The organism is Mucilaginibacter endophyticus (assembly GCF_003351025.1).
GTDB classification, from domain to species: Bacteria; Bacteroidota; Bacteroidia; order Sphingobacteriales; family Sphingobacteriaceae; genus Mucilaginibacter; species Mucilaginibacter endophyticus.
On the sequence record NZ_QPCG01000001.1, the window covers coordinates 1,274,845 to 1,294,050 of the forward strand.

The window sequence follows — 19,206 nt, forward strand, 5'->3', positions numbered from 1 at the left end:
AGGGAAATTTGGCGGTTTAATGGTGTCATGCAACTGTATGATTATATAATTGCGTTTCCGGACGCTGCAATAAATTACCATTTGTCGACACAAAAAGGCTTCTAAACGACACATCCTAAAACCTCAGTAACGTTCCTGTTACTTTTGAATCAACAACTTAGATTAAACTTAAAAGGAGAGTATACAATGGAAAGAAAGAACTTTTTAAAAAGCCTGGTAATTGGCGCGGTATCAACCTCGGCATTGGTTGAAGCCTGTAAAAAAGATGCAGATACTGTTACAGGAACTACCACCACTTCGGGAAGTTCATCTTCCGGCAGCAGTTCAGGTTCAACCGATTCTGGTACTTGCAGCGTTGCGCCAACAGAAACTGAGGGCCCGTATCCAACACATGCTCCGGCATCATATGTACGAAGCGATATTACCGACGGCCGTACCGGGTACAAGCTTACAGTGAAAATTACAATCAATAACAGCAATAGTAGCTGCGCCGCGCTTCCTTCAGCGCTGGTTGATATCTGGCATTGCGATGCTGAAGGTAATTATTCAGAATACGGCGGCAGCGGTTCGCAATCAACCAATTACACTTCGGTTCACTTTTTACGCGGCAGGCAAACAACCGATTCAAACGGCTTGGTAACTTTTACATCTATTTTTCCGGGTTGGTATACCGGGAGGGCAACGCATATCCATGTGCATGCGTATAATTCATCGGGGACCTCATTAAAAGTAACGCAGATTGCTTTCCCTGAGGGGACAGGCACAGCGCTGGCAGCAGTTAACGGTTATAGTAAAGGAATGAGCGGTTATACCTATAACGCTACCGATAATGTGTTCAGCGATGGCTATTCGCTTGAGCTTGCAACCGTTACAGGCAATGCTACCGATGGGTTTGTATTAAGCATTAGCCTTAGCGTGCCCGCCTAAAATTTTCATTTTGTTTTTTGTAAAAGGGCGTCGGTTACTGCCGATGCCTTGTTTTCATTATTCTTTATTATGCAAAAGCGTGTGATTGTTTTGTGCTACCGTAAGGTGATCGATAATCGGTCGGTTAAACAGTGGGATAAACTGGTGTTTGACAGCACTTACCTGGAATTTAAAATGCAGGCCCAGAATTTTAGCCAGGGAACAGCTTATACTTCCTATGCCGAGCTGATGAGGAATGTTGCTAATGCCCGGCGTTTAACCGGTATGGTAACACCATCTGCCACAGGATATATTCAGCAGCTTGGCAGTATTATGCCCGACATTTTAAATAACGTTGGCAGGCGCTTTCTTACGTTTAGCAGGTTTCAGTTCGAAATCATCAACTCCGACATTAATGATAAGGATAAACACCAGGTGGCGGTTAACTTTTATTCGGCTCCGTTGATCTGGCATGATACCATTGACAGTTATTTGCTGATCTCCGATCATCTGCCCGAAAATCAACCTTCCGCAGAGGGCGACGCCATATCAACCAATCTTATGCAGTTGCAACCATATGTAAACATCAGTTCATTACAATATCTTGATTAAAATGGAAATGATCTCACCGGGACAAATATATTTAGCCGATCAAAGGGGGCTTGCGAAAACTCAGGTTTGGAGGCGTTACAGCAGTTTTAACTATGGTGATTACTTTAATGAGTATCGCAGGCCCTTCGGCAGGCTGGAGGTATGGAATGATGAAATGCTGGCGGGCGGGAAATCAGCTGTAGTTACTATCGAGAGCCCCTGCCGATTTGTTTTAATACCTGTTACGGGTGAAGTGTTTTTAAAAAAGTCAAATGGCGATATGCGTTTGATTGATGTAGGAGAGGTATTCGTTGGTGGGGCAACTACCGGCGAACGATTTGAGTTGATGAATCTTTATAAAAGCGATTGGATCAATTATATTTATTTGCAATTGAAAGATAATGAGGCTATAAACGCACCCTGTGATGAGGTTTTTAATTTTGAGCTTACCGGTAAGCAAAATCAACTGATCAACGTGGTGCCGTATGCCGCAAATCATCCTTTTCGTTTACATATAGGGCAGTTTAGCGGACGAATGGACGCGCTTTACAGGGTTCAAAGTGATAGTTCGTTATTTTACGCCTTTGTGCTTGCAGGGGCTTTTGAATTGCAGGGTCGCCTGATGCACGAGCGTGATGGTCTGGCCTTATGGCAACTGGAAGAGGCCGATCTGGAAGCGTTAAGCAATAACGCGGTGGTTGTGATACTGGAAATATTATGGTGATTATTTTTTCGCGATTTTATAATAAAAAGCGTCTCTCAGGATTTCTGAGAGACGCTTTTTATTTGGGGGGCTTTCGATTAAATAGCCATCCCGCCCGAAGCTTCTATGCGTTGGCCGTTAACCCAACGCGCATCCTCAGTACATAAGAAAGCTACTACACCGCCGATATCTTCAGCAACGCCCGGTCGACCAAGGGCAGTGATGCTGCTCACCATTTTCTGAGTTTCTTCACTGTTACGCAAATGACCGCCGCCAAAATCAGTCATGATGGCGCCAGGAGCAACTACGTTAGCACGGATTCCTCTTCCTCCAAGTTCTTTAGCCAGGTAACGGGTGAAAATTTCTACCGCGCCTTTCATTGAAGCATAGGCAGAAGAACGGGGAACCGATACGCGGGTTAGTCCTGACGATACATTCACAATACCGCCGCCATCGGCCATTAATGAGATCAGTTTTTGGGTTAAAAAGTATACGCCTTTAAAGTGAACGTTCAATAAGTCATCAAAAAACTCCTCGGTAACATCGCTGATGGCGCTATAGCCGCCCTGGCCCGCATTGTTCACTAAAAAATCAATATGATCGGCCCCGAATTTATCTGTTAACAATTCACGGAGTTTTTCGGTAAAGGCGTCGAAGCTTTTAATTACCCCGGTATTTAGTTGCAATGCCGCTGCTCTTGCTCCGCTTTGCTCAACCAGGTTAACAACTTTTTCAGCCTCTTCGGCATTTGTATTGTAAGTTATAACAACGTCTATTCCTTTTTCGGCAAGCCTTAAGGCCATGTCCCTGCCTAATCCGCGGCTACCGCCGGTTACTACCGCTATTTTATTTCTGTTTTCCATTTTGTTTTTGTTTATGATACAAAAGTAAAACAGACAAGCAGCCAGGTGTTTGAATAAATCAATCTATTATTTGCAAAATTCAAATAATGGTTAAAATGGCGGCAATCAATAATCGTACAATTGAGGCTTAAACCTTTTGGCTAAATAGCCTGTGGCTTTTTCAATAGCTATATCTGCTATAATAACGCCGGTTGTTCCGTAAGCCTGGTAAGTCAGAAGAGTACCATCCGGCGCAATAATTGAGCTTGCAGATTCCGGGTAAAGCGAGCCATAATTGGAGCTGGCAAAATAGATGGTGTTTTCCAAAGCACGCATCATCATTGCTTTTTCATAATACGGATTAGCCATGCTGCCCCATTCGGTAAGGATTGTACCTTCAGTATTACTACCCGAAAAATGCGGATGAAAAACAATATGCGCGCCATTGCGTGCCGCCCATCTTACCGATTCAGGATAGCGGAAACCTTCATGGCAAATGGTGATACCAAACTTTAATCCATTAACTTCAAAAACATTTCTTTGAGTTCCCGCAACCCACATAGTATCTTCCGATGGATCTAACTGGTTTTTGGTTTGATAGCCAAGTACTTCGCCGGTATCAGATATTACATGCGCAATGTTTAATAATCCGCTTTCGCTGTACCAATCCATAGGCATAATCACTGCTATTTTGTTTTCGACGGCTATCCGGCGTACTTCATCTAATGCCTGCTGCAACATGGCGGGGGATGTTGCCTCTGGTTCGGCAATCATGCCCGGGTACCCCGGTATATATGATTCAGGAAAACAAATCACCTGTGCATCCTGGGCTGCTGCATCTTTGATCAGCTTTTCGGCCTGATTTAAACCATCATTAATTGATTTTGGAAATGGGGGAGTGGCTATTGCTACTTTCATGAGGTGTTAATCTATATGCTAAATTAAAAGTTTGATCTTACCCATCGTAACAATATCCATTCAAGAGTCGGTTTTTTGTTTTAAAAAGCCATTGAGCTTGTAATGTTTGCAAAATATCATTGTACATTTGTTAGGGAGATCCTCTCTACAATTCATAAATCATCATTCACACTACTTAACATTTACTACTATGATTGAAACTAAAGCGTATGCCGCGCAAGACGAAAACACGCCGCTTGCTCCCTGGACTTTTGAAAGGCGCGAAGTTGGCCCAAATGATGTGCAGTTTGATATTTTGTACTGCGGCGTTTGCCACTCAGATTTACACCAGATTAAAAACGATTGGTTCCCCGGCATATTCCCAATGGTACCCGGACACGAAATTGTTGGCCGTGTAGTTAAAGTTGGCGAAAATGTAAAAGGCTTTAAAGTTGGCGACCTAGCAGCTACCGGCTGTATGGTTGACTCATGCCGTGTATGCGAAAACTGCAAACGTGATCTGGAGCAATATTGCTTAAATGGAAGCTCGCAAACCTATAACGGTCTCGAGCAGGATCATAAAACGCCTACTTACGGCGGTTATTCAAACACCATTGTTGTTAACCAGGATTTTGTACTGCACCTTAAAGAAGGTGTTGATCTGGCGGCAGTTGCTCCATTATTATGTGCCGGTATTACCACTTACTCACCTTTAAGGCATTGGAAAGTAGGCAAAGGCCATAAACTGGCGGTGCTTGGCTTAGGTGGTTTAGGCCACATGGCGGTTAAATTTGGTGTGGCTTTTGGTGCTGATGTTACTGTATTAAGTACATCGCCTAAAAAAGAAGAAGACGCTAAAAAATTAGGCGCTCACCATTTTGTGGTTACTACCGATCCTAAGCAGGTTGAAGCTGCTAAAAATACATTTGATTTTATTTTGGATACGGTATCGGCCGAGCATGACTTTAACATGTACCTATCGTTATTACGTACCGACGGCGTTCATATTTGTGTGGGCGTTCCACCTAAACCAGCGCAGATTGCTGCCTTTAGTTTATTGGGCGGCCGTAAAAGCTTAGCAGGTTCGGGCATTGGTGGTATTAAAGAAACACAGGAAATGCTTGATTTCTGCGCCGAGAACAACATTGTATCGGATATTGAAATGATTGATATCAAAGATATCCACACCGCTTATGACCGCATGGAAAAAGGCGACGTACGTTACAGGTTTGTAATTGATATGGCTACTTTGTAATTAAGCTGCTAATCAAATAACCAAGCGTCATTGCGAGGTACGAAGCAATCTCCGACTAACAGGTCCGCCCTGTATAGTTTGGGATTGCTTCGTACCTTACAGCAATGACGCTTTTTTATTATGGCGGTTCCCCGGTAATTTCCCAGCAATCATATTTTTCATTTCAATATGGGCGCTCAGGACGATTAATCAGGGTGTATTTTCTGCTATTGTAAGAAAAAAATTATCTGACAGGCAACGCCAGCTTTAAAATGGTAGTAATCATTATGTACACAAAATATCACTAAATGAAACTACTATCAAAGTTAACAGCAGCGGTCCTTGTAGCGGGAGCCCTGTTTTTCACAAATACGGTAAAAGCGCAAACCACTCCTGCAAACGCTTTCCGTTTAGGTTTAGGAATTGAAACTGGTTTACCCACAGGCGTAGCCAAACTTGGCAGCACCTTTACCTTAGGTGGTACAGCTCGTTTGCAATATGGTATAAGCGATAGCTTTGCCCTTACCTATACTATGGGCGGTTATCACTTCTTCCCTAAGAAAATTCCGGGAACAGATCAGCGTTACGGAAGCTATGGCGAAATCCCTATCAAATTTGGTGTTAAAGAATTTTTTGTACCAAGTGTATACGTTGCCGGCGAAGTTGGTATAGCTTACGAAAAACTGGAACATGGCTGGGGCCCGCACAGGCTGGATCTTTCGCCAGGCATAGGCTGGGCTAATAAAAGCTGGGATGTAAGCTTCCGTTATGAGAATTTTTCTGGTGCTAACCAGGATCATTTCGGTATGCTTGGTCTGCGTTTAGCTTACGGATTTGCCTTGTAATTTAGCCTTCGATGTAACTATTAACTAACAGAGCCTACTCACCCAGGTTATGTTAGGTTGACTGGCCCTCTCCCGGTTTTACCGGGGGAGGGTTTTTATTTACAAAATGGCCGGTAATTTAATTACCAGCTGAATTTCAGAAGCGCCACTCCCTGCCTGGGTAATGAAACCGTAGCACCGGACAAGCCCGATTTAGCTATCAGGGTAACAGGTTTTCCAAACTTTTGGAGCTGGCCTGCTTTTTCAAGTTCTTTGATTTGAGCCGCCGTAGGGTTTTGTGGAGAACCCATCTTTTTCCAGACTTCGTAGGCATTACTATGCTCATCATCTATCCGGTATTGGGTTAGTTTTACAAAGGTGGGCGGCAGGTGTTCTATCCTGATCTCTACAGTTTTTCCGGAATCTTTCAGGTCATCATCATGGTAGTTCCATAGCAGTACCGTCAGTGCTTTTTTATCAACGGAGGCCAGCGCGCCGATATCTGTATTGCGGCCCCTGATGCTTGAATCGGCTACAGTTTTAAGCGTATACATCTGATCGCCATTTACCTTCAGGCGCTTACCCTTCATCATGCCCAACATCCTGAAAACGTTAAGTACCGGCTTGTCAACACTATTGGTGGCCAGATCACGGAAACCATAAAACCAGGGCTGGTTTTCAAACTCGAATGACCATGATACCGAGCCCATAAAGTTTACGCCCAATGAATCGGCCAATTGATATTCTCTTGCGATAGATGCCGCGGTGTAACTCGAATACATGGTGCCGTTACGGTAAGCATTTGACGGATTGGTAGCCATACCGCAAGCCGCGCAACCCTCCGGATCCGATTCGCCTATTACTATCGGTGTATTTTTAGTCTCTGGGTATGAGGCTACGATTTTAAAGCCTTCCCTGATATCACGAATCTGGGGCGCCATATTCATGCGTACCTTACCATTAACCAATGTAGGTTGCCCCTTGGCATGGAACGAGATCACATCAATAGGGGAACCTATTTTGCCTGTAGCGTAGTTGGTATCGGCGATGCAATGTTTAATGAACGCGTTTAAAAACTTCATCCCGCCGGGGCTTGATCCACCGGCAACTTCGGGGCCGCCAACATGTGCGGTGGGTAAGGCGCGTTTTACGCCATGCGCGGCATAGTCATACAGCTTAAAAAACTCTTGCATGGTACCTTTCCAATAGCCAATATTGGGCTCGTTCCAAACTTCCCAATACCAGCTTTCCACTTCTGCCTGGCCATAGCGCTGTACGCAATGTTTTACCCATTGGTAAACAAGCTCTTCCCACTTGTTATAATCTTTTGGCGGATACGCCCAACCGGTATAAACATCGTCATAATTATCGCCGGGCTTCCAGTAATGGCGGTAAGGTTTTGGGTGGGTTGATAAAGCCTCGGGCATAAAACCTATTTGAGCGTAAGGTTTCATGCCCAGTTTTACGTAAGTATCAAAAATACTGTCTACCAAATGCCAGTTGTAAATCGGGTTGCCATTCGCGTCTTCGGTATAAGCATTGGTGGATCCCCACTTTAGCGCCGCAGTGCCATCACCACTGGTAAGCAGGTTGTGAACCCGCATACGTACTGGTACAGGGCTCAAAGCCGCCAGTTCGGAAAGCAGTTTCCGACCGTCCTTCATGTAAGTATAGTTAGGCTCGTCATGACCAAACCATGCCCAAAAAGGATACATATCGCCAATTTTATCATTCAGGCTAATGGTGATATGTGCTTGTTCCTGGGCAAAAATACGGCTGCAAGTAAGCAACAAAAGGCAAAGGATAAATTTGATGATCTTCATTTAGGTAGTTTGGAGGTTTATTGGGAGTGCAATCAAACATAGCGATTTTTATTTATTGTTAAAAGAACAATTAAAAACGAAATCTGTCTGCCTTAAAATCAATTTAAAAGTGATACAACATAATGGATATAATTTACGTTAACAGCGTGTTAATTTATTGTTTACGCACTTCAGAAATTCTACAGAATTAAACTGTATAATTGTGCTTATCAGCGCTTAATAAGGGGGATTCTTTGCAAAAGTTCAGGTTTTATTTTATTTCGATGCTATTGGCAGCCTCGTTCTCGCTGCCTGTATATGCCCAGGTTAAAGATACATTACAAAAAGTTGCAGTAAAGAAGGACTCTTTGCAGAAAGACTCTGCCAGGAATATCCTCACTTTGCCCGATACGGTTAAGCACCTGCAAAGTAAATTTCCATCGTACATACCGCCAGCGGCTTTCATTACTTACGGTTTATTATCCCTAAAGGTGAAATTCATCCGTAATATCGATTATGATGTGAGGACCGATATGAATAAAGATCATCCAGGCTTTCATACCAAGGTTGATAACTACCTTCAGTATGCGCCAATCATCTCGGTTTACGGTTTGAATGCGGCAGGGGTACACGGTAAAAATACATTTATTGATCGTACCATGCTGCTTGTGCTTTCTGAGGCTATATTTGCCGGTACTACTTTTGGCTTAAAACGTGTTACCCATCGTGAGCGTCCAGACGGCTCGGATAAGTTTTCTTTTCCTTCAGGACATACCGGTAATGCCTTTGTTTCGGCCGAGTTTATGGCCCAGGAGTATGGCGACCGCTCGCCGATATACGGAGGTGTGGGTTATGCCTTCGCTACTACTACTGCGATATTACGTGTATACAACAACAAGCACTGGTTTAGTGATATCGTAGCCGGTGCAGGTTTTGGTATCCTGTCTACAAAAGCAGCGTATTACCTGTACCCACTTATTCGAAATGGCCTGTTCCGTGGAGGTAATGAAAAAGGCAAAAACAATAACTCATTGTTGCTGCCAACCTACCAGGACGGAAGAGTAGGTTTAACCTTCGCCAAAAGCTTTTAACGACTGATCTTATATTTATAACGTACAACCACCTTAGTATTAAGGTGGTTGTTTTGTTTTAGGATGAAAATTTTTTATAAAAAATAACTTAGCTATTGCAACGTACGTTTTTAATACATACCTTTGGTTTATGAGTTTGTTTAAAAAGGATATTACTGCTGATTTAACGCCCACCAAGACCGAAATGGATGTTTTGCAGGTGTTATGGCAGTACGGCCCATCTACGGTGAGATTTGTGCATGATAAGCTTAACGAGCAAAAGGAAGCGGTAATTTATACCAGTACCCTGAAGCTGATGCAGGTAATGAAAGAGAAGGGGATGCTTGACCGCGACGAAACCAATATGAAGCACATTTACAGCGCCGCGGTTGAAGAAAGCAAGGTAAAAGGCAATATGCTCGGCCGCTTTGTTGATTCTATGTACAATGGTTCGCCGAGCGATTTGATGGTAGCCTTGTTGGGCAACGATAAAACATCGGCCGAAGAACTCAAAAAAATAAAAGAGCTGCTCAAAAACATGGATGATAAATAATTAAACCTTACAGATATGTACCTGCTCCTTAACTCCAATACCATTTCTCACAGCCTGATACAGGCTTTTAGCTGGATGCTGATCCATTCGCTATGGCAAGGTTTAGTGTTGGCTGTTATAAGCGCGGTAATGCTCTTTACAAAAAAAGCAAGCGCGGCAGTAAGGTACAATCTGGTACTTGTACAGTTTTTATTATTTATTGGTGCCTGTGTGTTCACTTTTGCCTGGGAGTGGAGCAGGCAGCCACAACAGGGGATGACGCAGTTTGGTAATGCTATTGGCAACAGAGCATCGCAATTATTGAGCCTTAATGCCGATGGGATCCGGGCTTTTGCCAATACCTGTGTTGGATACTTTACAGCCAATGCGCCTATGGTTGTGCTGTTATGGCTTGTGTTTTTCCTATTCCGCTCGGTAAGGATGATGCGGGGGATTATGTTTATTCAGGTGGCTAAACACAGGCAGGTAACCGAACCGGCTGTTTATTGGAAAAACAGGGTTGAACTACTTTGCGAAAAGCTGCAGCTAAAGCAGGCGATTAAACTGCTGGAATCGGGCTATGTAAAAATGCCTATGGTTATTGGTCACCTGAAGCCGGTTATCCTGATCCCGGCTGGTTTATTAGCCGGTTTACCGCCCGAGCAGGTTGAGGCCGTGTTATTGCATGAGCTGGCCCACATCCGCAGGCATGATTATATTGTTAATTTCTTACAGACCATTGCAGAAACGGTATTCTTCTTCAATCCCGGTTTACTGTGGGTCTCGGCCCTGCTTCGTGACGAGCGGGAAAACTGCTGTGATGATATCGCTATAGCTCAAACAAAAAACAAACGTGAGTTTGTACAGGCACTTATCAGCTTTAAAGAACATTCATTGTACGGCTCAAATTACGCAGTAGCGTTCCCCGGTAAAAAGAATCAGCTGTTGCAAAGGGTAAGCCGTATTATGAGCAATAAAAATCAAACAGTAACCCTGGGCGATAAAGCTTTTTTAATAAGTGGTGTTGTTATCCTTTCGGCGATAATAGCTACGGCGGCTATCGCGCAGATCAGGAAAATTAACAATCCCGGAAACGATAAAGCCTATATATACAAGCAGGAGCGGCATATAGTACCATCTGCAGGTATACAATCTGTTGTAGCTGTCAGGCCGGTTGATAAACCAAAACATGCAAGGCACAAAAACATTGCTGTACCTCAAAAGCCTGTTGCTGCAAATGAAAATGTAATTATGGCTAATGCCGAGCCGAGTTCACCACAGGAGCAACTTGAAGCTGATGCAAAGGCTGTAAAGCAACAGGCCGAAAAAGATAGCCAGCAAGTTTCGGCAGCTAAAGCCGATTATAACCGCGAGAAGGAGCAGGCTCGCGGTGACGAGGAACATGCCAAAATAGAGCAGGAACAGGCCCTTCGCGATCAGGAGCAGGCTAAGCGGGATCAGGAGCAAGCCGCGCGCGATCAGGTGCAGGCTAAACTTGATCAGCAGCAAGCCGAAAGAGATCAGATACAAGCTAAGCGCGATCAGGAGCAGGCAAAGCGTGACCAGGCACACGTAATACAACCAATAGCAGCAAAACCAGCTAAACCGAAAAACAGTGTAAGCGTGGAGTAAATCAATTAACAACAGAACGGGCTTCTTAATCGCAGGCAGCGCTGCCTGTAGGCGGAGCTTTGCATTTTTAATTCAGGAAAACCAAGATTTTTAACAACTGGCTTTGAGTTGGATGGCATTGTATTGCCTTTTACTAACAAAATTTAATAGGAAATGAAGGAACATTATTTACCGAAAGGCATAGTGATTGCATGCCTGTTGCTCATACTTTTCAACGGGATAACCAGCGTATTACTGGCACAGGATAAGCAAAAGCGCCTGGATAGTTTGTTTACGGCTTTATATGATCAGCACGAGTTTAATGGTAACGTTTTGGTGGCCGAAAAAGGGAAAGTTGTTTACCGGCGTTCGTTTGGCTATGCCGATGTTGCGTCGAAGTTGTTAAATACCGATCAAACTACTTTTAACCTGGCTTCGGTGTCAAAGACGTTTACGGCGGTAGCTATTTTACAGCTTAAGCAAAACGGCAAGCTTAAACTGGATGATCCGTTCATCAAGTATTTTCCCGAGTTCCCCTGGAAGCAGATCACTTTGCGGCACTTGTTATCACATACTTCCGGCTTGCCCGACTACCAGATTTTTGAGAAGCCTTATAGCGAAAACCCGGAAAAGATTTATGCATTGAATGATTTGATCCCTGCATTAAAAAATGACAGTCGCGGCTTATTATTCAAAACAGGTGAAAGATACAGCTATTCAAATACCGGGTTCGGTTTGCTTGCGCTGTTAGTTGAAAAGCTGAGCGGTATGAAGTTTCAGGACTATTTGACTAAATATGTTTTTAAGCCTGCGGGCATGGACCATACTTATATTGAAACACCTTTGTTGCCGGTAGCCGACAAGAACCGGGCTCAGCGCTATGAATTTATCAGCTACTCGCCAGGGCAGTTGAAGCGTGTTGATTCTGTAAAGGGCGATCATATCGAATCGGTAATATTGGGGGCTATAATTGGGCCTACAGCGGTTGTGAGTACCACCGGTGATCTGCTAAAGTTCGATGAAGCTTTATACGGTGGCAAATTACTGCAACAGAAAGTGCTTGAAGAAGCCTTTGTTCCAACCTTACTTAATGACGGAAGTAAAGCAAGCGCGGGCTGGGCAAATACGAAATCATATTATGGTCTTGGTTGGGAGATCCTCAAGGATACAACTTATGGCAAAGTGGTATGGCATTCGGGCGGTTCATCGGGTGTGGTTACCGTATTTCTTCGCAATATAACCCGCAAGCAAACTGTGATCCTGCTTGATAATGTAACCCATCGCGGCCTTCATCCCGAAGGGCTTAATGCTTTTTATATTTTAAACAACGGGAATGACATCTACCGGGGCAAGCGGTCGCTGGCTAAAGATTATGTAATAACCCTGCATCAGAAAGGCGCCGATGCCGCAACTGTACTTTTCAATGAGGCTAAAACAGATACCGCTCATTATTTCATGGACGAGAGGGAATTAAATCGGCTGGGTTATGACATGATGAACGATGGCTTCCTCGGCCAGGCTTTGGAAGTTTTTAAACTCAATACACTCCTATATCCGGCAAGTTTTAATACTTATGACAGTTACGGTGAAGCGCTTGCCGGTGCAGGTAAAAACGAGGATGCCATAAAAATGTACCAAAAATCAATTGCACTAAACCCGCAAAATGAGGGTGGAAAAAAGGCATTGGAAAAACTAAAAGAGAAATAACAGAAATCAACAGATAGAAGGCCTTGTAGCCTTTGCAAAATTTAAATCAACAGAAAAATGAAAACCAATTATTTAAAAAGCGGCCTGATATTGATAGCTGCTTTAACTTTCACAACAGCGGTAAACGCTCAGCAACCAGCTAAAAGAACCGCTTATGATCCTTATAACAACTATCATAGTGTTGACGGGAAAGGCCATGAGAAAATTCAAACCAACTGGAAGGGCAAAACTTACGAGATGGAACTTGTAAATAATAAGCTAACCGCTTTGGCTGTAGATGGTGAAACTATTCCGTCAAGCAGATGGGGTAATTATAGCGCAGCTATAGCGGCTATCCGTGAGCAAATCAGAAAAGACAGGATCCAGGCAAAGAAAGATCAGGCGCAGGCTAAACGCGATCAGGAACAAGCCGGTCGTGATCAGCAGCAGGCCAAGCGCGACCAGGAGCAGGCCGAACGTGATCAGCGACAAGCGAAAGTTGAACAGGAAGAGGCCGCCCGCGACCAGGAGCAAGCAAAACGCGACCAGGAACAGGCATCTAAAGATCAGATACAGGCCAAACGCGACCAGGAGCAGGCTTCCCGTGATCAGGAACAAGCCAGCCGTGACCAGGTACAGGCTAAACGAGATCAGGAACAGGCCCACTTGGATCAAATTCAAGCCAAAAAAGACCAGGAGCGTGCGGCCGAAGATCAGCGGATGTTAAAACAGATGATCGGCGATATGGTAGCAGATCATATTCTCCCTAACGAAGATGCCCTGCACGAGCTTTCGTTAAACGGGGAAGAAATGATCGTTAACGGAGTGAAACAAACGGAAAGTGTATTTAAGAAATACAGTGCAAAATATCCACGTTTTGCCAAAGGAAATACGACCTACGAGAACGGTAAAAGGCAGTTTAATGGCTTGCATATTCATAGGAATTAAGTGATCGATCACCAATCCGTCATTGCAAGGCGCGAGGTAATCCCCGGTTAGCAGGTTCACTCTGTATAGTTTGGGATTGCTTCGTGCCTCGCAATAGCGCTTTTGAAGCGCAGGGTAAATGAATGCCTTACTTCTTCAAACTCCTCGTTCTCAATTTACTTAAAAATTCGGGCGAAATACCCAGGTATGAGGCTATATAATGCTGCGGTACCCTTTGCGGGATGTTTGGATAACGGTTAATAAATTCCAGATATTTTTCCATAGCGGTGGTGGATATGGTTTTAAATAAACGTTTTTGAACCACAGTTAAATGCCTTTGCAGCATGAGCCTGAACATGCGTTCCAGTTTGGGCACTTCGGTTAGCAGGCGCTCCTTTGAATCGCGGGTGAGGATGAGGAGTTCACAATCTTCCAGTGTTTCAATGTTCATGTGGGCCAGGCTTTGATCCTGAAAACTGGCCAGGTCACTTACCCACCAGTCCTCAACAGCAAATTGGAGGGTAACCTCGGCTCCATTTTCATCTATAACATATTCGCGGATGCAGCCTTTGTTTACGTATGCTTCAAAATTGCAGATGTCGCCGGCCTGGAGCAGGCGTGTCTTTTTGGGGACTTTTCTGTATTCCAATATCTCATTAAACAGCGCTGTTTCTTCTGTAGTTAAATTAACCGATCGGGCCGCGTAATTATTGATATTTTGAAACATGGCTCAAATATAAGTCGGCCTGTAGGCATCCTTCCAAATATTAGCCGGTAAATAATTTCATTTCTTGTCCCAGTTCAATGGATTTTTGTGATAGATAGGTCAATTTTGGGGATTCATTAATCAAACAAAATATGACCTATCTACCCAATGCCAATCGCTACCAGGATATGGAATACCGCCGTTGCGGTAACAGTGGTTTAAAACTGCCCGCGGTATCGCTTGGCTTATGGCACAACTTCGGTGGCATTGACAGCCTGGAAAATGCCCGTAATATTCTACGTTTAGCATTTGATAAAGGCATTACGCATTTTGATCTTGCTAATAACTACGGTCCGCCTGCCGGCTCAGCAGAGGAAACCTTTGGTCACATTTTTAAAGATGATTTCAAAAGTTATAGGGATGAACTCATCATCTCAAGTAAAGCAGGTTGGGGTATGTGGCCTGGTCCTTATGGCGACTGGGGCTCAAAAAAATACCTGGTAGCCAGTCTTGATCAAAGTCTTAAACGCATGGGATTGGATTATGTAGATATTTTCTACCATCACCGTCCGGATCCTGAAACCCCAATAGAAGAAACTATGGGCGCGCTTGATCTGATTGTTCGTCAGGGAAAAGCCTTATATGTTGGTATCTCAAGCTACAGCGCTTCCGAAACAGAAAAAGCGGTAGCCGTATTAAAAGAACTTGGCACGCCATGTTTGATCCATCAGCCTAAATACTCGATGTTCGACAGGTGGGTTGAAGGTGGATTGCTTGATGTATTGGAAGATAAAGGCGTTGGTTGTATCCCATTCTCGCCGCTGGCGCAGGGCTTGTTGACCAATAAATACCTGAAAGGGATTCCTGAAGGTTCGAGAGCAGCAGCTCACCGCGGTAACGGTGCCATCGATGAAGACGCGATAACTGAGCAAAACATCGCGAAAGCAGCAAAGCTGAATGAGATAGCCCTGCTACGCGGCCAAAACCTGGCGCAGATGGCGTTATCATGGATTTTGAAAGACAAGCGTATCACATCGGTATTAATTGGCGCAAGTAAGCCCGAGCAAGTGACGGATTCTATCGGTTGTTTGGCAAACACTTCGTTTAGCGATGAAGAATTAAAGCTGATCAACCATATTCTGGCGTAAAAATCAACCAACCAATCAACCTAAATTATGAGAATTGAATTTTATACCCGTCCCTTAGGCCTGGCACTTTTGCTGCTATCGGCAAACCTGGCCAATGCCCAAAAGGCTCCATTTTCTGTAGATGGTAAAACGGCAAAGGTTTACGTAACCGCCAAAAACACCGATAAAAAGATGACGGAAAGCGGTACACTTCAGTTTGAAGCTTACCGGCAGCCTTTGGAGAACGAGATCACCATTTTTGTTGATCCCGCTCAAACCTATCAAACCATGCTGGGTATAGGAGGGGCGCTTACCGATGCTTCGGCCGAGGTATTTTACAAAATGCCGAAAGATAAGCAGCAGGAAGTGTTAACTGATTATTATGATAAAGACAAAGGCATTGCTTATACACTCGGGCGCACCAATATTCAGAGCTGTGATTTTTCGAGTGATACTTATGCCTACGTAAAAGAGGGCGATGCAGCGCTTAAAACTTTTGATATCAGCCACGATATGAAATATCGTGTGCCTTTTATTAAAGAGGTGCTGGCTGCGGCCGGAGGAAAGCTTACTTTATTTGCTTCACCGTGGAGCCCACCCGCCTGGATGAAAACCAATAACGATGCCTTGCATGGCGGTAAGCTGAAAGCCGAATACAACCAAAGCTGGGCCAATTTGTATGGCAAGTTCATTAATGCTTATGAAAAACAAGGTATTCCTATCTGGGGTATCACGGTACAAAATGAAGAGATGGCGGTGCAGACCTGGGAATCATGCGTATTTACAGCCGAAGAAGAGCGCGACTTTATCAAAAACTTTTTAGGCCCGGCTATGAAAAAGGCCGGATATGCGGATCGGAAGCTGCTGATCTGGGATCATAACCGCGACCTGATGTACCAGCGCGTAAGCACCGTACTGGAAGATCCTGAGGCTGCAAAGTACGTGTGGGGCGTTGCCTATCACTGGTATGAAGATATTGCGGCGAAAGGCGCAGGTATGAACTTTGAAAACGAGCGTATGGTTGCCCAAACTTTTCCTGATAAGCCATTAATGCTTACCGAAGGCTGTGCGGCAGATTTTAATCCTGAAAAATATACCGACTGGAGTTTCGGCGAGAAATATGGTGCATCCATGATTAACGATTTTAATATTGGTACCGTAGCCTGGACAGACTGGAATGTGTTGCTTGACGAAAAAGGAGGCCCTAACCACGTAGGTAATTTCTGCATGGCGCCCATTCACTATGATACCAAAAATGATAAGCTGATTTATACAAATGCCTACTATTACTTAGGTCAGTTCTCCAAATTTATCCATCCGGGTGCAAAACGTGTAGCCAGTTCATCAAGCCGCAATAATCTGCTTACTACGGCCTACGTAAATACCGATGGTAAACTGGCCGTTGTGGTAATGAACAAAACCGATGATGATATTGATTATCGCCTTTGGATTAAAGGCAAAGCCGCTAAAACCAAAAGCCTTGCGCATTCAATTGCTACTGTGGTGATTGAATAAATCATTTAAATAAATTATAAAAAGCACCAGTGCCTGTAGTTTAAGGCCTGGTGTTTTTTTATGTATTGTACTGTACTTCATTTTATAGTTAGTTGCGCTGGTTTCAATCTGGTATGGGAAACTTTCTTCAAAATTTACCCTCAATTTAATTTCGGAATAACACGAGGTTTTACAAATCCAAAAAAGGAATTTGGACTGTCTTATTATTGTATAAGTGACAATTAAAATAAATATCTTAAGATAGGATTAAGTTGTTTTTGTTTGCGTAGAAGATGATTGTGGTGTATTGCATGTTTGCCATTTAGTAAAACAATTTAGCATAAGGTACTTATTTGATGTTAAAAAAAATTTTAATTGTTTTTTGAACAATTAAAGTAAAATATTATACCTTAGATTTTAATTGGAGCGATAGTCTCGCCTTAATTAATACCAATTATTGATTTGAACCAAACAGAAACCTGCTTAGGTTTTTGATTAAAGTAATTACAACCGATAAAGGAATGTTGGATACCGAGATTAAGTACTTACTTAATGATATTGCTTTAAATAGCAGCAGGGCTTCTTTTAAAAGGCTGTACTTGGTTTATTATGGCAAATTGTTTAGTCTGGCAAAATCACTGGTGAAACAGGATGAACCGGCCGAAGAGATCACCAACGATGTTTTCATGAACCTTTGGGCGCGTCGGGCCTCCCTTCCCGAAATCAATAACTTTACTTATTACTGTTATACAGCGGTTAAAAACAAATCGCTTACCAGTCTTGCAAAAAATCAGCTTAAAAGCGTAAACATTGATGATGCAAATGTGGATGTTGCTGACTCAAGTGCTACCGGCGAGGATAAACTGGTTTGTGAGGATCTTACAAAACTCATCAATACTACTTTAAGCAAACTGTCCGATCAATGCCGCCTGGTTTTTAAACTGATAAAAGAGGATGGCTTAAAATATCGTGAGGTAGCCGACTTGCTTGATATCTCTATAAAAACTGTTGAATACCACATGGGTAATGCGTTAAAAAACCTTGCCCAGGGCCTTAAGGAAGTTCAAAAATCAGCTCCTGCTGCTACCTCCGAAAAAATTTCAAAAAATATTTAATCTTCTACTGGGGTATCCCGATTATTTACAGTCTTTATATATAGAACCGTAAATAATGATCAACAACATCTGGATACTTATTGGCAAAAAGTTAAATGGTGAAGCTTCGCCCGAAGAGTTACTTGAACTTGAGCAACTGTTGCAGCAACAGGGGGCGACCGATTTGTACGCTGTAGGTGAGTTGGAGGAGATCTGGAAAAACGATCAGCAAACTACCGACGACGAGAAGCTGCTGGACAAATGGGATGCTTTTGAAGCTGAGCTTGATGCTATTGAAGAAAAGGAAGCTGAAGAAGCCGCAGAAATTATCGCCATTCAAACCAAAAGGAAAAAAGCCAGGATCATTAAAATGGGATCTTTACTGGCAGCCGCATGTTTAATGCTGGGCGTTTTTTGGTTTACCCGTAAAGAAACAATTGTGCCGGGGAAGTCAAACGAAATAACTGCTCCTAAAAACGGTATCAGTAAAATTCAGTTGCCCGACGGAAGCCGGGTTTGGCTCAATATGGGCAGCAAACTTACTTACAACAATGATTTTGGTACAGATCAAAGAAGAGTAAGCCTTGTTGGCGAGGCTTTTTTTGACGTAGTTAAAGATGCGCAACGTCCGTTTATTGTTACCACGCCAACCATCAGCGTTAGGGTGTTGGGTACCAAATTTAATGTGCGCTCATATTACAATGATAAAACATCTGAGGCCGCGTTGGTCCGCGGTAAAATTGAACTTACCGTTTTAAAAAATCCCGAAAAAAAGATCATCCTTAATCCTTCGGAAAAACTTACCATAATCAATAACCAGGAGCCGCTGGCTAAAAGTAATATCCCTACAGGTAGCATAGCCGAAGAAACTCCGCTTATAGCCCTTAGCCGTATTCATCAGGCTAAAAAAGATACTCTGCCCTCCGAAGCTTTATGGCTTGAAAATAAACTGGCCTTTGATGCTGAGGATTTTGAAAGTATCGCCCAGAAAATGGAGCGGCGCTATAATGTGAATATTGTTTTTGAAAATGAGGAGGTGAAAAAGCTGCGTTTTACCGGCAAGTTTGAAAAAGAATCAATTAACAAAGCCTTATTAAGCCTGCAAAAAACTGCGGCCTTTCGTTATAAAACCGACGCTAACCAAATTGTAATTTATTAAT

At 43.4% G+C, this 19,206-nt stretch carries 18 protein-coding genes; 14 read left to right on the plus strand and 4 right to left on the minus strand.

The annotated features are described in order from the left end of the window. Positions 1-186: 186 nt before the first annotated feature. The 3 genes from DUL71_RS05155 to DUL71_RS05165 all read left to right on the plus strand — a co-directional run bounded on the left by DUL71_RS05155 (position 187) and on the right by DUL71_RS05165 (position 2,221). The gene (locus DUL71_RS05155) at positions 187-927 is read left to right on the plus strand and encodes a dioxygenase family protein (RefSeq protein ID WP_114937036.1); all 741 of its coding nucleotides are present in this window, start codon (positions 187-189) and stop codon (positions 925-927) included. A gap of 69 nt (positions 928-996) precedes the next feature. Continuing rightward, the gene (locus tag DUL71_RS05160; RefSeq protein WP_112573819.1) at positions 997-1,518 is read left to right on the plus strand and encodes a hypothetical protein; all 522 of its coding nucleotides are present in this window, start codon (positions 997-999) and stop codon (positions 1,516-1,518) included. A gap of 1 nt (position 1,519) precedes the next feature. Continuing rightward, entirely contained in the window at positions 1,520-2,221 is a 702-nt protein-coding gene (locus tag DUL71_RS05165; protein ID WP_114937037.1) for a pirin family protein, read from the plus strand. A 77-nt stretch (positions 2,222-2,298) separates the two neighbouring features. Here the strand turns inward: DUL71_RS05165 and DUL71_RS05170 are convergent, their stop codons facing one another. Both DUL71_RS05170 and DUL71_RS05175 read right to left on the minus strand, forming a co-directional pair. Beyond that, positions 2,299-3,063: an SDR family NAD(P)-dependent oxidoreductase gene (locus tag DUL71_RS05170; RefSeq protein WP_114937038.1), complete on the minus strand. Its 765-nt coding sequence runs from the start codon at positions 3,061-3,063 to the stop codon at positions 2,299-2,301. A gap of 105 nt (positions 3,064-3,168) precedes the next feature. Beyond that, a complete protein-coding gene (locus tag DUL71_RS05175) occupies positions 3,169-3,960 on the minus strand; it encodes a carbon-nitrogen hydrolase family protein (protein WP_114937039.1) in 792 nt (263 codons plus the stop codon). 190 nt (positions 3,961-4,150) lie between these two features. On the opposite strand from DUL71_RS05175, the gene DUL71_RS05180 reads away from it, so the two are divergent. After that, the gene (locus DUL71_RS05180) at positions 4,151-5,194 is read left to right on the plus strand and encodes an NAD(P)-dependent alcohol dehydrogenase (RefSeq protein WP_112573815.1); all 1,044 of its coding nucleotides are present in this window, start codon (positions 4,151-4,153) and stop codon (positions 5,192-5,194) included. A gap of 287 nt (positions 5,195-5,481) precedes the next feature. Further along, positions 5,482-6,018 (plus strand): hypothetical protein, encoded by a 537-nt coding sequence (locus tag DUL71_RS05185; protein ID WP_112573813.1) that lies wholly within the window; start codon positions 5,482-5,484, stop codon positions 6,016-6,018. Between the two features lie 122 nt (positions 6,019-6,140). Here DUL71_RS05185 and DUL71_RS05190 read toward each other — a convergent pair whose 3' ends face one another. Next, positions 6,141-7,820 carry a GH39 family glycosyl hydrolase gene (locus DUL71_RS05190; protein WP_114937040.1) on the minus strand — a complete coding sequence of 560 codons (1,680 nt, stop codon included), beginning with the start codon at positions 7,818-7,820 and terminating at the stop codon, positions 6,141-6,143. 233 nt (positions 7,821-8,053) lie between these two features. Between DUL71_RS05190 and DUL71_RS05195 the strand changes: the two genes are divergently transcribed. The 5 genes from DUL71_RS05195 to DUL71_RS05215 all read left to right on the plus strand — a co-directional run bounded on the left by DUL71_RS05195 (position 8,054) and on the right by DUL71_RS05215 (position 13,646). Beyond that, complete coding sequence (locus DUL71_RS05195; RefSeq protein ID WP_154402319.1) at positions 8,054-8,890, plus strand: phosphatase PAP2 family protein; 837 nt, start codon at positions 8,054-8,056, stop codon at positions 8,888-8,890. 130 nt (positions 8,891-9,020) lie between these two features. Then, positions 9,021-9,422 carry a BlaI/MecI/CopY family transcriptional regulator gene (locus DUL71_RS05200; RefSeq protein ID WP_114937042.1) on the plus strand — a complete coding sequence of 134 codons (402 nt, stop codon included), beginning with the start codon at positions 9,021-9,023 and terminating at the stop codon, positions 9,420-9,422. Positions 9,423-9,437: 15 nt separating this feature from the next. Further along, positions 9,438-11,033 carry a M56 family metallopeptidase gene (locus tag DUL71_RS05205; protein WP_114937043.1) on the plus strand — a complete coding sequence of 532 codons (1,596 nt, stop codon included), beginning with the start codon at positions 9,438-9,440 and terminating at the stop codon, positions 11,031-11,033. A gap of 153 nt (positions 11,034-11,186) precedes the next feature. Further along, on the plus strand, positions 11,187-12,719 hold the full coding sequence (locus DUL71_RS05210) for a serine hydrolase domain-containing protein (RefSeq protein ID WP_114937044.1): 1,533 nt from the start codon (positions 11,187-11,189) through the stop codon (positions 12,717-12,719). A 57-nt stretch (positions 12,720-12,776) separates the two neighbouring features. Continuing rightward, positions 12,777-13,646 (plus strand): hypothetical protein, encoded by an 870-nt coding sequence (locus DUL71_RS05215; RefSeq protein WP_114937045.1) that lies wholly within the window; start codon positions 12,777-12,779, stop codon positions 13,644-13,646. Positions 13,647-13,773: 127 nt separating this feature from the next. Here DUL71_RS05215 and DUL71_RS05220 read toward each other — a convergent pair whose 3' ends face one another. Then, positions 13,774-14,352: a Crp/Fnr family transcriptional regulator gene (locus DUL71_RS05220; protein WP_114937046.1), complete on the minus strand. Its 579-nt coding sequence runs from the start codon at positions 14,350-14,352 to the stop codon at positions 13,774-13,776. 131 nt (positions 14,353-14,483) lie between these two features. Here DUL71_RS05220 and mgrA point away from each other — a divergent pair, with 131 nt between their 5' ends. The 4 genes from mgrA (at position 14,484) to DUL71_RS05240 (ending at position 19,205) form a co-directional block, all read left to right on the plus strand. Beyond that, complete coding sequence (gene mgrA / locus DUL71_RS05225) at positions 14,484-15,479, plus strand: L-glyceraldehyde 3-phosphate reductase (protein WP_114937047.1); 996 nt, start codon at positions 14,484-14,486, stop codon at positions 15,477-15,479. Positions 15,480-15,506: 27 nt separating this feature from the next. Beyond that, positions 15,507-16,973, plus strand: a complete 1,467-nt coding sequence (locus tag DUL71_RS05230) for a glycoside hydrolase family 30 protein (RefSeq protein WP_114937048.1) — start codon at positions 15,507-15,509, stop codon at positions 16,971-16,973. 470 nt (positions 16,974-17,443) lie between these two features. Beyond that, positions 17,444-18,067, plus strand: coding sequence for an RNA polymerase sigma-70 factor (locus DUL71_RS05235; protein WP_114937049.1), 624 nt, complete (start codon positions 17,444-17,446; stop codon positions 18,065-18,067). Between the two features lie 55 nt (positions 18,068-18,122). Then, positions 18,123-19,205 (plus strand): FecR family protein, encoded by a 1,083-nt coding sequence (locus DUL71_RS05240; protein ID WP_114937050.1) that lies wholly within the window; start codon positions 18,123-18,125, stop codon positions 19,203-19,205. Position 19,206 lies beyond the last annotated feature (1 nt).